The sequence below is a fragment of the Herbaspirillum robiniae genome, from assembly GCF_002213415.1.
Taxonomy (GTDB): domain Bacteria; phylum Pseudomonadota; class Gammaproteobacteria; order Burkholderiales; family Burkholderiaceae_D; genus Herbaspirillum; species Herbaspirillum robiniae.
Genome location: NZ_NJGU01000003.1, coordinates 156,306 through 170,835, shown reverse-complemented (window position 1 = coordinate 170,835; position 14,530 = coordinate 156,306). Strand labels below are relative to the sequence as shown.

The following is a 14,530-nucleotide window of genomic DNA, read 5'->3' as shown; positions in this document are numbered from 1 at the left end:
GCGCGACTACCCGCATGTGTTCAACAACTTTCACCCGGCACCTCGATCAGTCAGTCATCAAAGCGCATCAATGGCTGACGCGGCAAGATTCATGTCGCAGGCGGCAGACCCACATGCCCGCCCTGACGCGACGCAAGATGTCGAAGCTAATGAGCCCTCATACTGCAGTCAACGAAGCGACCGCACACATCGCAAAAGACCAAAATGGTTCAGCACAGGAGCAGAACAATTTCACATCGGCTCAAAAGCTCGCTCCCGATAGGCATGACAGGGCGTAGGAAAAATCCTACAAAAACTTCCCTGCACGGCTGACTCCCTGCGTGGCCTGATTTGTCAATAATCGGCTTAATCAATAATCAAAATACAAACGTAACCTCATGCATGAGCGCGATGGCCGGCATGCATGCAGCCGCATCGCTCCAAGACCCAGACTCAGCACCATTGTTCGCTCTGCCTGTCCGACGCATCAAAAAATTCACAACACGACGCCGACGGGATTTACAAGGAGAACGACCAGCATGGAACACCCCGCCAGCGAGCGCGACAGTTATTTCGACGAAGCCGCGGACGTCGCACGCCAGAACGGCTTGCGCTACATGAGCGACGACATGCCGGGCATCAGCCGGCGCCGCCACGGCAAAGGCTTTGCCTACCATGATGCAAAGGGTCGCCTGATCGACGACAAAGAGGAGATCGCGCGGCTGCACGCGCTGGCCATTCCGCCGGCCTGGGAAGAAGTCTGGATCAGTCCCAGCGCCAACGGCCACATCCTGGCCACCGGGCGCGATGCCCGCGGGCGCAAGCAGTATCGCTACCATCCGCACTGGCGCCTGGTGCGCGACGACGCCAAGTACGAACGCATCATCAGCTTCGCGCAGGCGCTGCCGGCGATCCGCCGCGCGGTGCATGAAGACCTGCACCGCCCCGGCCTGCACCGGCAGAAGGTGGTGGCGTCCATCGTGCACCTGCTGCAGGCCACGCTGATGCGGGTGGGCAACGACGAATACGCGCGCGAGAACAAGTCCTTCGGCCTGACGACCTTGCGCAACCGCCATGTGCGCATCGACGGCAGCGACGTGATGTTCCGCTTTCGCGGCAAGAGCGGGGTGCAGCACGAGATCAAGCTGCACGACCCCTATGTGGTGCGCCTGATCCGCAAGATGCGCGACCTGCCCGGCCAGGAGCTGTTCCAGTACGTCGACGACGACGGCCAGGCGCACAGCATCGACTCGGGCGACGTCAACGCCTATCTGCGCGAGGTGAGCGGGGAAGATTTCAGCGCCAAGGATTTCCGCACCTGGGCCGGCACGGTGCTGGCGACGCTGGCGCTGCAGGCCTTCGAGAGCGTGGACTCGCAGGCGCAGGCCAAGAAGAACGTGGTGCGCGCCATCGAGAACGTGGCCAAGAAGCTGGGCAACACGCCATCGATCTGCCGCAAGTGCTATGTGCACCCGGCCATCGTGGAAAGCTATCTCGAAGGCAGCTTCGCCGAGCTGCTGGAAGAACGCGTGCAGACCGAGCTGGTGGAAGAGCTGCATGCGCTGACGCCGGAAGAGGCGGCGGTGCTGGCCTTGCTGCAGCAGCGCCTGCGCGAGGCCGATGAAGACGCCGGTCGCGCCGGCCAGCGCAAGCCTGCCGCACGCAAGAACAGCACGACCGGCGAAAGAAAGCACCACGCCCCTGCCCGCCCGGCGGTGCACCGCACCCACGCCTGATCAGGGGCGCCGTATCGTCGCTCAACGGTAAACGACACCGGGCCCCGGCCAGCGCCGGGACGACAGATCGGGAGCAGCAACCAGCCCGGGTGCGGACTGTCTCCTTCGTGTCGTCCCGGCGCAGTGCGGGACCCGGCAATGTCCGCCGCGCCTCGACGGCCGGCGAACGGCAAGCTCAGGCGCCGGCCGGCGCCGCCTCCACCTTTTGCATCTTCGGCAAGAACGCCGCCAGCAGGCCGATCAGCGGCAGGAAGGCGCATACCTGGTAGACGAAATAGATATCGGTCAGGTCGGCCAGCTTGCCCAAGAGCGCCGCGCCGATGCCGCCCATGCCGAAGGCGAAGCCGAAGAACAGCCCCGACACCGTGCCGATCTTGCCCGGCATCAGTTCCTGCGCGAACACCAGGATCGCCGAGAAGGCCGAGGCCAGGATCAGGCCGATGATCACCGACAGCACGCCGGTCCAGAACAGGTTGGCGTAAGGCAGCATCAGCGTGAACGGCGCCACGCCCAGGATCGAGGTCCAGATCACCGCCTTGCGGCCGATGCGGTCGCCAATCGGGCCGCCGGCCACCGTGCCCACGGCCACGGCAAAGAGGAAGGCGAACAGGTGCAGCTGCGCATCCTGCACCGAGAGCTGGAACTTGCTGATCAGGTAGAAGGTGAAGTAGCTCGACAGGCTGGCCATGTAGAAGTACTTGGAGAAGATCAGCAGCAGCAGGATGCACACCGCCTGCGTCACCTTGGACTTGGGCAGTTGCACGTAGCCCGGCCCCTTCTTCTTTCCCTTGCCCTTGGCCGCGCTTTGCTGGCGCGCGTACCAGTGGCCGATCTGGCGCAGCACGAACATCGCGACCAGCGCCGCGATGGCGAACCAGGCCACGCTGCGCTGGCCGCCGGGGATGATGATCCATGCCGCCAGCAGCGGCCCCATGGCGCTGCCGGCATTGCCGCCAACCTGGAACAGCGATTGCGCCAGTCCATGGCGCCCGCCGGAGGCCATGCGCGCCACGCGCGAGGCCTCGGGGTGGAACACCGAGGAGCCGGTGCCGACCAGGGCCGCGGCCACCAGCAGCACGCCGAAGTTGGGCGCCACCGACAGCAGCAGCAGGCCGCACAGCGTCGAGCCCATGCCCACGGCCAGCGAATACGGCTTGGGATGCTTGTCGGTGTACAGGCCCACCAGCGGCTGCAGCAGCGAAGCGGTGACCTGGAAGGTCAGCGTGATCAGGCCGACCTGGGCGAAGCTCAGGTGGAAGTTGCCCTTCAACAGCGGATAGATGGCCAGCAGCAGCGACTGGATCATGTCGTTGAGGAAGTGCGAAAAGCTGATCGCGCCGAGCACGCGAAAGCCGGTCTTCTCGGCGGGCTGCGAAGAAAGCGGCGATTGCGGTGGTTGCGGCGGCGTGGACGGGCTGTCCGGCACGTTGTCGAGTGCTGTCTCCATGGTCTTTATTGGTCGTGTGGCAGGTGGGATGAATTCCGTCGCGGGCTGCATGGGCCGTGGATCGGAGAGAAGCCGCCATTTTAAGCCGCCGGACGCGGCTTGTCTTTGGACGGCCCTTTTCGGCGCCCGGGCTCAGCGCGCGCGGCGCAAGGTCAGGTTGTAGCGGCAGCGCCCGGTGAGCGGATGGTCGCCGTCCGGCAAGGTGTCGACGCCATGGAACAGCAGCCGCGCCGGGCCGCCCCACACCACCACGTCGCCGCTTTCCAGGCGCATGCGCAGGGGCTTGTCGGCGCGCTCCATGCCGCCGAAGAGAAAGGTCGCCGGCAGGCCCAGCGAGACCGAGACGATGGGCTGGGCCATGTCCTGCTCGTTCTTGTCCTGGTGCAGCGACATGCGGGCGCCGGGTTCGTAGCGATTGACCAGGCAGGCGTCGGGATCGAAACCGTCGAAGCCGGCCTCGCGCGCGGCGCGCACGGCCAGCTCGCGAAACGCCTGCGGCATCTCCGGCCACGGCCGGCCCGACAGCGGGTCCTCAGGCTGGTAGCGGTAGCCGCGCCGGTCGGTCACCCAGCCGTAGCGTCCGCAATTGCTCATGGCCACCGACATGCGAAAACCGCCCGGCGTGTGCATGTGGCGCAGCGGCGACTGCGCAGTCACCTGCTCCACCGCGCGCACCAACTGCGCCGCCTGGCCGGCGGCGAAGGCGCGCAGCAGCACCGCGCCCTGCGTGATGGGCTCGCGCGAAGGCTGCGGTTCCAGTGCGGCGAAGAGGTCGAGGGTCATGGCGTGGCGTCAGGCCTTGCGGCGCTCCTTGTCCAGCAAGGCCTGCTTGCGCTCCACGCCCCAGCGGTAGCCGGAGGGCGAGCCGTCCAGCCGGACGATGCGATGGCAGGGAATCAGCAGTGCGATGTTGTTGTTGGCGCAAGCGCTGGCCACCGCCCGCACTGCCGCCGGACTGCCGACGCGCTCGGCCAGTTCGGAATAACTCAGCGTGACGCCCGGCGGCACCCCGCGCAACGCCTGCCACACGCGCTGCTGGAACGCGGTGCCGCGCACGTCCAGCGGCAGCTCGGCGCCGCGCCCTGGATCGTCGATGGCGCCCAGCACCTGCGCCACGGTCTGCTCGAATCCGGCATCCCCGCCCACCAGCTCGGCCTTGGGAAAGCGATCCTGCAGCTCCTTGACCAGGGCCTCGGCATCGTCGCCCAGCGCGACCGCGCAGATGCCCTTGTCGGTGGCCGCCACCAGCAGCTCGCCCAGCCAGCACTGCGCCACCGCGAAGCGGATGCGCTCGCCGCCGCCGCCGCTGCGGTAGGCGCCGGGCTTCATGCCCAGTTGCCCGGCGCTCTGCTCGTAGAAGCGGCCGCTGGAGCTGAAGCCGGCGTCGTACATGGCCTCGGTCACGCTGGCGCTGCCGGGCAGCCGGCTGCGCATGCGCTCGGCGCGGCGGCCGTCGGCGTAGGCCTTGGGCGTGAGGCCGGTGTGCTGCTTGAAGATGCGGTGGAAGTGATAGCGGCTGATGCCCACGGCCTCGGCCAGCGTCGCCAGGTCGGGAGCGCCGTCGCCGCGCTCGTCGGCCTCGGCGATCAGGCGGCAGGCCTGCTCCACCGCCAGCGCCTGGCGTTCTTCCAGCGGCGGCTGGTCGGGCTTGCAACGCTTGCAGGCACGGAAACCGGCGGCCTCGGCGGCGGCGCAGCTGTCGTGGAAGGCCACGTTCTTGCGCAGCGCCGGACGCGCCGCGCACGAGGGACGGCAATACACGCCGGTGCTGCTGACCGAATAGTAGAAACTGCCGTCGGCGGCCTTGTCGCGCTGCTGCACGGCGGCCCAGCGCGCGTCGTCGCCGACATAGGCGACGGCGGGCGGCACGGGCAGACGGGCGGGACGGCGTGAAATCGGGGTAGTCATGGTTTGCATGATGCGCTCCTTTTGATTGACGTAGCCAGTCTACGAATCGCAGGGAGGCGCCGCACTCCGGCGCTTGCTTTCAAATCCGGACGAACCGGCTTATTGGGAGAAACGGATGCGCTGGCGCGATTTGACCGGCTGCATCACGTGCTCCAGCGGCAGCTCGTGCGACTGCTTGACCTTCTTGAGGGTGATGTTGGATTTCACGTTGGTCACGCCCGGCAGGCGCAGCAGCTGGGTCATCATGAACTCGGAGAAGGTGGCCAGGTCGGGCGCCACGATGCGCAGGATATAATCAGCCTCCCCGGTGATCGAGAAGCACTCGGTCACCTCCGGCATGGCCTCCACCGCCTTCTCGAACAGCTCGCCGCGGGTCTCGCCCTGGCGGTCCAGCGTCACGGTGGTGAAAGCGGTCACGCCCAGGCCTACCACCGCCGGGTCCAGCACGGCGGTGTAGCGCTCGATCACGTGGGCCTCTTCCAGGCGCTGCACGCGGCGGCTGATCTGCGAGGTCGACAGGTGCACCTTCTGCCCGAGGGCGCTGTTGGTGATGTGGCCGTCGCGCTGCAGCTCGGTCAGCAGGGCCAGGTCGAAGCGGTCGACATTGATGATGCTCATTTATCTCTCCAATTTCCCTATTTAAGAATTATTTGTGCATATTATCGATGATATCGCGCAAAAAACAATCACATATTGCACGTTCGGCACAATAAACTCTTCCCATGAGCCGGCAATTGCACGGTTCCCCTTTAAAAGAAGCAGGGATCAGCTCGCAGCGCACGCCAGTCCATGCCCAAAAGGCAAGTTCTGCGCCCGCTGCGCGGCGGCGATCCTTCCCATCGACGCGACGAGGAGACACTCATGGGCCACGCAGAAACCAATTTCACCCCCGCCAACGGCCGGGACCTGTTCGACAACCCCATGGGAACCGACGGCTTCGAGTTCGTCGAATACGCCGCCAAGGATCCGACCGCCATCGCCGCCGTGCTGGAACTGATGGGCTTTGTCGCGGTGGCGCGCCATCGTTCCAAGAACGTGACGCTGTATCGCCAGGGGCAGATCAATTTCATCCTCAACGCCGAACCCGACAGCAATGCCTCGGCCTTCGCCCAGGTGCACGGTGCCTCGGTCAACGCCATGGCCTTCCGCGTCAAGGACGCGGCCTTCGTCTACAAGCGCGCGCTGGAGCTGGGCGCCGAGGGCGTGGCCGCCAAGCTGGGCCCGATGGAACTGAACATCCCGGCCATCCGCGGCATCGGCGGCTCGCTGTTGTATCTGGTGGACCGCTACGGCGACAACGGTTCGATCTATGACGTCGACTTCCAGTTCTTGCCGGACGTCGAGCGCAATCCCAAGGGCGTGGGGCTGACCTATATCGACCACCTGACCCACAACGTGGTGCGCGGTGCAATGGACACCTGGTCTTCGTTCTACACCCGCCTCTTCAACTTCCGCGAGATCAAGTATTTCGACATCGAAGGCAAGGTCACCGGCCTGAAGTCGCGCGCCATGACCAGCCCCTGCGGCAAGATCCGCATCCCGATCAACGAGAGCGCGGACGACAAGTCGCAGATCGAGGAATTCATCAAGCAGTACAACGGCGAAGGCATCCAGCACATCGCGCTGGGCACCGACGACATCTACGCCACCGTGCGTGCCCTGTATGCGCGCGGCGTGCCGTTGCAGGACACCATCGCCACCTACTACGACCTGGTCGATCGCCGCATCCCCGGCCACGGCGAAGACCTGGCCGCGCTGCGCGAGCTGAAGATCCTGATCGACGGCGCCCCCACCGACGGCCAGGGCCTGCTGCTGCAGATCTTCACCCAGAACGTGATCGGTCCGGTGTTCTACGAGATCATCCAGCGCAAGGGCAACGACGGCTTCGGCGAAGGCAACTTCAAGGCGCTGTTCGAATCGATCGAGCTGGACCAGATGCGCCGCGGCGTGATCTGAGGACCTCAGCGGCGCACGATGCGCCGCCCACTCATCGGGGCGAAACGGCGCAAACGTTTCGCCCTTTTCATTTGCCGCGCCGCACGCGGGGACGGCGCGAAATTGCAACGTATCTGGAAATTTTTCTAGACCGATCTGGCTGCGCGCGCAAAAACCTGCGCCATCTTCGCCGGCCGGCGCAAGAAAGGCTTCGTCGCCGCCGCGCTGGGAGAGGACCCGTATCGCTGGCTGTCGGTCAGCTTCACTGCGGATCCGGCCTGGATCCCGGCGTTCAGGGACAGCACGGCCTCTGCACCGGCGGCCCGCCAGAAGGATTGCCTTAATTGAAACTTTCGATGAAATTCAAGAATTCCCCGCCCCCGCCGTAAAAGAACCCAGGACTTCAAGACAACCTGCGCCTCCCCGGGGGCTGGAGCTTTTATGGCAGTCATTTCCGAATTCGCGGAAAACGAAACGGCAGTGGAACATCCGGTCACCGACACGCTGGACACCGATCCTTCCGAACTGATCGCGCAACTGAGCAACCGCATCGTCATCCTGCAGCAGCAGGCCCAGTCTCTGTCCCGCTTCCCGGCCAACAAGGATGGCCGGCAGCAGCGCACCCTGCTGCAGCAGCAGATCCGCACGCTGTACCAGCAGATCTTCCTGCTCGAGCAGCAGCACGCGCGCAGCCGCCAGCACGGCGACAACTACCTGAGCATGGCGTTGTCGGTCGCGGCGCACGCGGCCCACGCCTATAGCCGCGACGTATTCCCGGCCGGCTGACGCAGCCCTGCTGTCGAAAAAAAAACGATCCGTCTGGATCGCTTTTTTTATTCGGGCGCCGCGCCGCCCGTTACTGCTCGCGGTGGAAACGCAGCCGCGACAGGCTGACCAGGCAAGCCGCTCCCGCCAGCGCCGCCGCGCACCACAACACCTGGGCATAGGGCGCGGCGTACAGCGTGAGCATCATCGCCACCACCGAGGCGCCCAGGGTCTGCCCGGTCAGGCGGGCGGTGCCCAGCATGCCGCTGGCGCCGCCGGTGCGCGAACGCGGCGCCGAACTGATCAGCGTGCGGTTGTTGGGCGACTGGAACAGGCCGAAACCGAAACCGCAGATCGCGAACATCAGCACGATCACGCCATCCGGCGTGCCCTGCCCCACCAGCAGCAGCGACAGCAGGCCCACGCACATGATGGCCAGCCCGATCCCGCCCAGGAGCCCGGCCGACATGCGGTCCGACAGCTTGCCCGCGATCACGCCGGTCAGCGCCACCGCAATCGGCCAGGCCGTCAGCAGCAGGCCGGCGCGCGCGGCGCTCATGCCGAGATGGTTCTGCAGCATGAAGGGCAGCATCACGAAGGTCGCCATCTGCGCCGCGAAGGAGCAAAACGACGTGCCAATCGACAGCGCGAACAGGCGGATGCGCAGCAGGTCCAGCGGCAACATGGGCGCGGTGGCCGACTGCACCTTCAGCAATACGACCAGGCTCACTGCCGTCAGCAGCGCGCACACCAGCACCACGTCCCAGCCCTGCAGGTGGCCGATGGCGTCCACCGTGTAGAGCAGCAGGCCGATGAAGAGCATGCATACCACCGCGCTCTTGAGGTCGTACTTGCGGTCCGACAGCGGGTTGTAGGGCAGCGCCTTCCAGCCGATCAGCAGCGACAGCAGGCCCAGCGGGATATTGATCAGGAACAGCCAGTGCCAGGACGCGAAGTGCAGGATGAAGCCCGCCACCGTCGGCCCCAGCGCCGTCGAGGTGCCCGCCACCAGTGCGTTGTAGCCGATGGCCCGGCCCAGCAGCCGGCTGGGATAGATGAAGCGGATCAGCGCGGTATTGACCGACAGGATCCCGGCCGCGCCCAGTCCCTGCAACACGCGCGCCAGGCTCAGCTGCAGCATGTCGGCACTGAGCGCGCAAGCCAGCGAGGAAATCGTGAACAGCACCAGGCCGGTCAGGTAGACGCGGCGGTAGCCGACCACCTCGCCCAGCGAAGCCAGCGGCAGCAGGCACACCGCCATGGCGATCTGGTAGCTGTTGATGATCCAGATGGCGTCGGCGTCGGTGGCCTTGAGGTCGGCCGCGATGGACGGCAGCGCCAGGTTGGCGATGGAGCCGTCCATCACGGCGATGGCCACGGCCAGCACCACGGTGGCGATGGCCAGTATGCGTTGGTCCTTGGGCAGGCCGTCGGCGTCTTCGTGGGCGCCGTTTGTCGTCTGAACTTGCACTGTCAGCTTTCCGGAACGTGTAACTGAAAATGGGCGCATCGCGCGCCCAGTAAGACCGTTATGCTACCACTGGCCGCCTTCCCGCAGGCGGTAGACCTCGCGCGCCGTGCCGCTGAAAAGCGAGCCGCGCTCGTCGGGCGACATGCCCGCCGTCAGGCGCTTGAAGGCGTTCCACAGGCTGCCGTAGCCGAACATGCCCTTGTCCACCGGGAAATTGCTCTCGAACATGCAGCGCGCAGGACCGAAGAGCTCGATGCAGGTCTCGATGTAAGGCTGCCACGCGGCGGCCAACTGCGCCGACGCCGGCGGCGCTTCCTGTAGGTGGAAGTCCCAGCCGCCCACCGGCATGCCCAGCCCGCCCAGCTTGAGGCTGACATTGGGCATGGCGGCGATGTCGCGCATGGCGGTCCGCCACTGGCGCATCACTTCGTCGCGCCTGCCGGCATACGGCCCGGCCCCCAGCGGCCCGCCGCAATGGTCCAGCACTAGGCGCGTATCGGGACAGGCCCGCGCCAGCGCCAGCACTTCGTCGAGCTGGGTGTGATAGGCCCAGATATCCAGCGCAAGATCATGCTTGGCCAGCAGCCGTGCGCCGGCGCGAAAGCGCGCGTCGAGCAGCAGGCCGGGCGGCGGCGGCAGCGGATTGCTGCGGATGGCCGGATCGGCATGCCAGGCGGTGGTGTTGCGGATGCCGCGCAGGCGTCCGTTGCCGGCCTGCTGCAGCGCCTCGATCACCGGCGCCGCGTCTTCGCCCAGCATCAGGTCGGCAAAGCCGACGATGGCCGCGCAGGCGCGCGCCGGGCCGTACTGGCCCGAGGCCGATTGCGCCGCCAGGCCGTTGATGAACTCCACCTCGCCGACCGGCTTCATGGCTTCCTGCCCCTGCTCCCGGTACATCGAGCGGCATTGCACGAACACCGTCGCCACTATGTTATGACCGGTGCCGATGTCGTCCATCAGCTCATCGAACAGGTAACGGCCGGTGGCGCGGTCCCAGACGTGGTGATGGGCGTCGACGATGGGCAGCCCGGGCTCGAGCACGTCCTCGCGCGTCAACGCCAGCCAGTCCGGGCGCACCTGCAGGTGCGGCGACGCCGAAGCGGCGGGCTGGTCAGCCATGGCCCCGGCCGGCGCCAGCCAGTTCGCAATTGAGTTTCCTGAGCGCGGCGTCGACCCAGCCGCGGTCGTTGCGGCCGGCGGCGATCGCCGCCATCTGCCCGGCCTCGGCATCGTTCTTGGCCTTGGCCGCGGCGTAGACCTCCGCCAGGTCTTCGAAGGGCACGCACAGCAGGCCGTCGCTGTCGCCCACCATCAGGTCGCCGGGGCGGATCACCATGCCGTCGATGGCGATGGGCACGTTGATCTCGCCCGGGCCATCCTTGTACGGTCCGCGGTGCGTGACGCCGGCGGCGAACACCGGGAAGCTGCCGGCGGCGATGGCGTCGAGGTCGCGCACCGCGCCGTTGATCACGATGCCGCCCAGCTGGCGCTGAATGGCGTGGGCCACCATCAGTTCGCCAATGATGGCGTTGGACAGGTCCCCGCCCGCGTCCACCACCACGATGTCACCCGGCTCGGCCATGTCCAGCGCCTTGTGCACCATCAGGTTGTCGCCCGGGCGCGATTTCACGGTGATGGCCGCGCCGGCCAGCTTGCCGCCGCGATGCAGCGGACGCAGCCGGGTGCCGGCCGCGGTCATGCGCGACATCGAGTCGCTGATATTGGCCACCGGAATGGCGGCGAAGTCGGTGACTTCCTGCGCGCTCACCTTGCGGCGGCGCTCGAAGATGCGAAATCCTGCAGTCATGTTGTTCTCCTCTTTCCTGATCAGCGCAGCGTGGCGCAGAAAGCTTGCACGCGGCTGCACGCCTCGCGCAGGCGCTCGGTCGAATCCGCATACGACAGGCGGAAGTTCGGGCCCTGCCCGAAGGCGCTGCCATGCACCAGCGCCACGCCCTCGGCCTGCAGCAGCGCGGCGACGAAGTCTTCGTCGGTGGCGATGACCTGGCCGTCTTCGGTGCGCTTGCCGATGATGCGTTCGCACGAGGGGAAGACATAGAAGGCGCCTTCCGGCACCGGGCACTCCACGCCTTCGGCGTCGTTGAGCATCGACACCACCAGGTCGCGCCGCTCCTGGAACACCTTGCGGCTGGTGTGGATGTAGTCCTGCGGGCCGGTCAGCGCTTCCAGCGCCGCCCATTGCGAGACCGAGCTGGCGCCCGAGGTCATCTGGCCCTGGATCTTCTCCATCGCCTTGATCAGCGGCTGCGGGCCGCCGGCGTAACCGATGCGCCAGCCGGTCATGGCATAGGCCTTGGAGACGCCGTTCATGGTCAGTGTGCGCTCGTACAGCTCGGGCGCGATCTGCGCCGGCGTGGTGAACGCGAAGTCGCCGTAGGTCAGGTGCTCGTAGATGTCGTCCGACAGGATCCACACATGCGGGTGGCGCTTGAGCACCTCGGCCAGCGCCTCCAGCTCGGCGCGCGTGTACGCCGCGCCGCTGGGGTTGCAGGGCGAATTGAACATCAGCCACTTGGTGCGCGGCGTGATGGCCGCCTCCAGCTCCTCGGCGCGCAGCTTGTAGCCGGCCGCGCGCGTGGTGCGTGCATACACCACCACGCCGCCGCACAGCGCCACCAGCTCGGGATAGGAAACCCAGTACGGCGCCGGCACGATCACCTCGTCGCCGGGATTGACGGTGGCCATCAGCGCGTTGGCGATGACCTGCTTGCCGCCGTTGCTGACGATGGTCTGCGCCACGCTGTAGTCGAGGCCGTTCTCGCGCTTGAACTTGGCCACCACGGCCTCGCGCAGCTCGGTGATGCCGGCCACCGGCGTGTAGCGCGTCTCGCCGCGGGCGATGGCGGCGTAGGCGGCCTGCTTGATGTTGTCGGGGGTGTCGAAGTCGGGCTGGCCCGAGCTCAGCGCGATGACGTTGCGGCCCTGCGCCGCCAGGTCGCGCGCCTTCTGGCTGATGGCGATGGTGGCCGAAGCCTTGATGCGTGAAAGTGAATCGGAAATGAATGCCATGTCGGTCTCGCTGTGGATGTGCGGGCGCTGGCGCGCCCTGTCATTGGTCAGATTGGTCAGGCGTGGCGGATGTCGGCCACGAATTTCTGCGCCCGCGGATGCTGCGCATGTTCAAAGAAATCTTGCGGACTGGCGCGCTCGAGCACCTCGCCGTCGGCCATGAAGATGATGCGGTCGGCTACTTCGCGCGCGAACCCCATCTCGTGCGTGACGCACACCATGGTCATGCCCTCGGCCGCCAGCTGCTTCATCACCTGCAGCACCTCGCCCACCATCTCGGGATCCAGCGCCGAGGTCGGCTCGTCGAACAGCATCACCGGCGGCTTCATCGCCAGCGCGCGGGCGATCGCCACGCGCTGCTGCTGGCCGCCCGACAGCTGGCCCGGGTAGGACTCGGCCTTGCCGGCCAGGCCGACCTTGTCCAAGAGGCCCATGGCGGTTGCGCGGGCCTCCTTCTCGGACAGCTTGAGCACGCGCATGGTAGCCAGCATCACGTTACGCGCCACGCTCATGTGCGGAAACAGGTTGAAGGACTGGAACACGAAGCCGATGCGGCTGCGCAGCTTGTTGATGTCCACCCCGTTGCCGTGGATGTCCTGGCCGTCGACGTAGATCTGGCCGTCGTTGACCGGCTCGAGCCGGTTGATGGTGCGGATCAGCGTCGACTTGCCCGAGCCCGAGGGTCCGCACACGATGACGACCTCGCCGCGCTTGATCTCTTCGTTGACGTTGCGCAGGGCGTGATAGTCGCCATACCACTTGTTCACATTGTTGAAACGGATCATCAGACGCTCCTGAATTGACGTTTGTGCTTGATGCGGCGCTCGACCAGCCCCACCAGCGAGCTCAGCGCATAGCAGATGGCGAAGTAGGTCATGGCCAGCAGGAAGTAGACCTGGAAGGGCTTGGTCAGCAACTGCGCATTGACCTGGTAGGCCGCGTAGGTAAGTTCGTTGACGCTGATGATGTAGGCCAGCGAGGTGTTCTTGATCAGCGAGATCAGCTGGTTGAGGATGCTCGGGATCATGTTGAACAGCGCCTGCGGCAGCACCACCTCGCGCAGCGTGCGGAAGTAGCCCATGCCCAGCGAGCGCGAAGCCTCGACCTGCCCCTGCGGAATGGACTGGATGCCGGCCTTGATCACCTCGCCCAGGAAGGCGGTCTCGTAGGCCACCAGCGCGCTGATCACGGTGGTGGTACCGGAGATCGACTTGCCGGTCAGCAGCGGCACGATGAAGTAGGCCCAGAAGATCAGCATCAGCACCGGCAGGCCGCGCAGCGTATGCACCACGGCGCCGGCCGGCAAGGCGATCCAGCCGATGGTGCTGGTGCGGGCGATGCCGAACATGACCGCCAGCGGGAAGGCGCACACCAGGCCCGAGACCGCCAGGATCAGGGTCAGCGCGAGCCCGCCCAGCGGCCCGTGCGGGAACTCGCCGATCAGCAGCTGCACGCCGTAGGTTTGGATGATGTCGAGCATGTCAGCGCCCCTTCACTTTCAGGTGCCTGCCGTTGTACCAGCCGCCCACGGCCATGATGGTCCACGACATGACGAGGTAGAACGCGGACGCCAGCGCGAAGGTCTCGAAGGTGCGGTAGGTCTCGTTCTCGATCTGGCGGCTGGCGTAGGTCATTTCCGCCACGCCGATGGCCATGGCCAGGCTGGTGGACTTGAACAGCGACAGCGCCTGGTTCACCAGCGGCGGCACCGAGACGCGGATGGCCTGCGGCAGCAACACGTCGCGCATGGCCTGCACGTAGTTCAGGCCGAGCGCGCGCGCCGCCTCCATCTGGGTGGCCGCCACCGAGCGCAGGCCGCTGCGCAGGTCCTCGGACATGTAGGCGGCCGAGTTCAGCGACAGCGCGATGAGCGCGAAGATGAATTCGCCGTTGTGGTCGTTGATGAAACCGGTGATGGACGCCGGCAGCAGCTCGGGGATACCGAAGTACCACACGAAGATCTGCACCAGGCCGGGCACGTTGCGGTGGTAGTTGACGTAGGCGGCGATGAGCCACTCCAGCGGCGGCAGCGCCAGCGCCCGCAGGGCCACCAGCAGGACGGCCAGCACGAAGGCGCAGACCCAGGCCGCGGCGAACAGCCACAGCGTGGTGAATGCGCCGCCGATCAGCCAGTCGAGGTACTGGCCTTGCAGCACCGCGCCGAAATCGAGATTGAGCATGTGGTCGCTTTCTTGCTAGTACTGACCGTGGGACGCGACCGCGCCGGAAATCGGCGCAGCCGGTCCCGCACAGGCCCCG

The 14,530-nt window shown here is 66.3% G+C and carries 14 protein-coding genes; 3 read left to right on the top strand and 11 right to left on the bottom strand.

What is annotated here, in order from left to right:
• Window positions 1-518: 518 nt before the first annotated feature.
• The gene (locus tag CEJ42_RS06465) at window positions 519-1,715 is read left to right on the top strand and encodes a DNA topoisomerase IB (RefSeq protein ID WP_079214321.1); all 1,197 of its coding nucleotides are present in this window, start codon (window positions 519-521) and stop codon (window positions 1,713-1,715) included.
• Between the two features lie 175 nt (window positions 1,716-1,890).
• On the opposite strand, the gene CEJ42_RS06460 is transcribed toward CEJ42_RS06465, so the two are convergent.
• The 4 genes from CEJ42_RS06460 to CEJ42_RS06445 all read right to left on the bottom strand — a co-directional run bounded on the left by CEJ42_RS06460 (window position 1,891) and on the right by CEJ42_RS06445 (window position 5,688).
• A complete protein-coding gene (locus tag CEJ42_RS06460; protein ID WP_088750403.1) occupies window positions 1,891-3,162 on the bottom strand; it encodes an MFS transporter in 1,272 nt (423 codons plus the stop codon).
• A gap of 132 nt (window positions 3,163-3,294) precedes the next feature.
• Window positions 3,295-3,945 carry a DNA oxidative demethylase AlkB gene (alkB, locus tag CEJ42_RS06455; protein WP_088750402.1) on the bottom strand — a complete coding sequence of 217 codons (651 nt, stop codon included), beginning with the start codon at window positions 3,943-3,945 and terminating at the stop codon, window positions 3,295-3,297.
• Window positions 3,946-3,954: 9 nt separating this feature from the next.
• A complete protein-coding gene (gene ada / locus CEJ42_RS06450) occupies window positions 3,955-5,079 on the bottom strand; it encodes a bifunctional DNA-binding transcriptional regulator/O6-methylguanine-DNA methyltransferase Ada (RefSeq protein ID WP_420840747.1) in 1,125 nt (374 codons plus the stop codon).
• A gap of 90 nt (window positions 5,080-5,169) precedes the next feature.
• Window positions 5,170-5,688 carry an Lrp/AsnC family transcriptional regulator gene (locus CEJ42_RS06445; protein ID WP_079214318.1) on the bottom strand — a complete coding sequence of 173 codons (519 nt, stop codon included), beginning with the start codon at window positions 5,686-5,688 and terminating at the stop codon, window positions 5,170-5,172.
• 243 nt (window positions 5,689-5,931) lie between these two features.
• Between CEJ42_RS06445 and hppD the strand changes: the two genes are divergently transcribed.
• A complete protein-coding gene (hppD, locus tag CEJ42_RS06440) occupies window positions 5,932-7,026 on the top strand; it encodes a 4-hydroxyphenylpyruvate dioxygenase (protein ID WP_088750401.1) in 1,095 nt (364 codons plus the stop codon).
• Window positions 7,027-7,446: 420 nt separating this feature from the next.
• Window positions 7,447-7,791: a FlxA-like family protein gene (locus tag CEJ42_RS06435; protein WP_079214315.1), complete on the top strand. Its 345-nt coding sequence runs from the start codon at window positions 7,447-7,449 to the stop codon at window positions 7,789-7,791.
• A gap of 70 nt (window positions 7,792-7,861) precedes the next feature.
• Here CEJ42_RS06435 and CEJ42_RS06430 read toward each other — a convergent pair whose 3' ends face one another.
• The 7 genes from CEJ42_RS06430 to CEJ42_RS06400 form a co-directional block, all read right to left on the bottom strand.
• The gene (locus tag CEJ42_RS06430; protein ID WP_243397798.1) at window positions 7,862-9,241 is read right to left on the bottom strand and encodes an MFS transporter; all 1,380 of its coding nucleotides are present in this window, start codon (window positions 9,239-9,241) and stop codon (window positions 7,862-7,864) included.
• A gap of 63 nt (window positions 9,242-9,304) precedes the next feature.
• Window positions 9,305-10,360: an amidohydrolase family protein gene (locus tag CEJ42_RS06425; RefSeq protein WP_088750399.1), complete on the bottom strand. Its 1,056-nt coding sequence runs from the start codon at window positions 10,358-10,360 to the stop codon at window positions 9,305-9,307.
• Entirely contained in the window at window positions 10,353-11,048 is a 696-nt protein-coding gene (locus tag CEJ42_RS06420; protein ID WP_088750398.1) for an RraA family protein, read from the bottom strand. Before CEJ42_RS06420 ends, CEJ42_RS06425 begins: the two co-directional genes overlap by 8 nt.
• 20 nt (window positions 11,049-11,068) lie before the next feature.
• Window positions 11,069-12,271, bottom strand: coding sequence for a pyridoxal phosphate-dependent aminotransferase (locus tag CEJ42_RS06415; RefSeq protein WP_088750397.1), 1,203 nt, complete (start codon window positions 12,269-12,271; stop codon window positions 11,069-11,071).
• Window positions 12,272-12,327: 56 nt separating this feature from the next.
• The gene (locus CEJ42_RS06410; RefSeq protein ID WP_079214310.1) at window positions 12,328-13,056 is read right to left on the bottom strand and encodes an amino acid ABC transporter ATP-binding protein; all 729 of its coding nucleotides are present in this window, start codon (window positions 13,054-13,056) and stop codon (window positions 12,328-12,330) included.
• Window positions 13,056-13,751 (bottom strand): amino acid ABC transporter permease, encoded by a 696-nt coding sequence (locus CEJ42_RS06405; protein ID WP_088750396.1) that lies wholly within the window; start codon window positions 13,749-13,751, stop codon window positions 13,056-13,058. The genes CEJ42_RS06410 and CEJ42_RS06405 overlap by 1 nt, the downstream gene beginning before the upstream one ends.
• Window position 13,752: 1 nt before the next feature.
• Window positions 13,753-14,451, bottom strand: coding sequence for an amino acid ABC transporter permease (locus CEJ42_RS06400; protein ID WP_079214308.1), 699 nt, complete (start codon window positions 14,449-14,451; stop codon window positions 13,753-13,755).
• Window positions 14,452-14,530 lie beyond the last annotated feature (79 nt).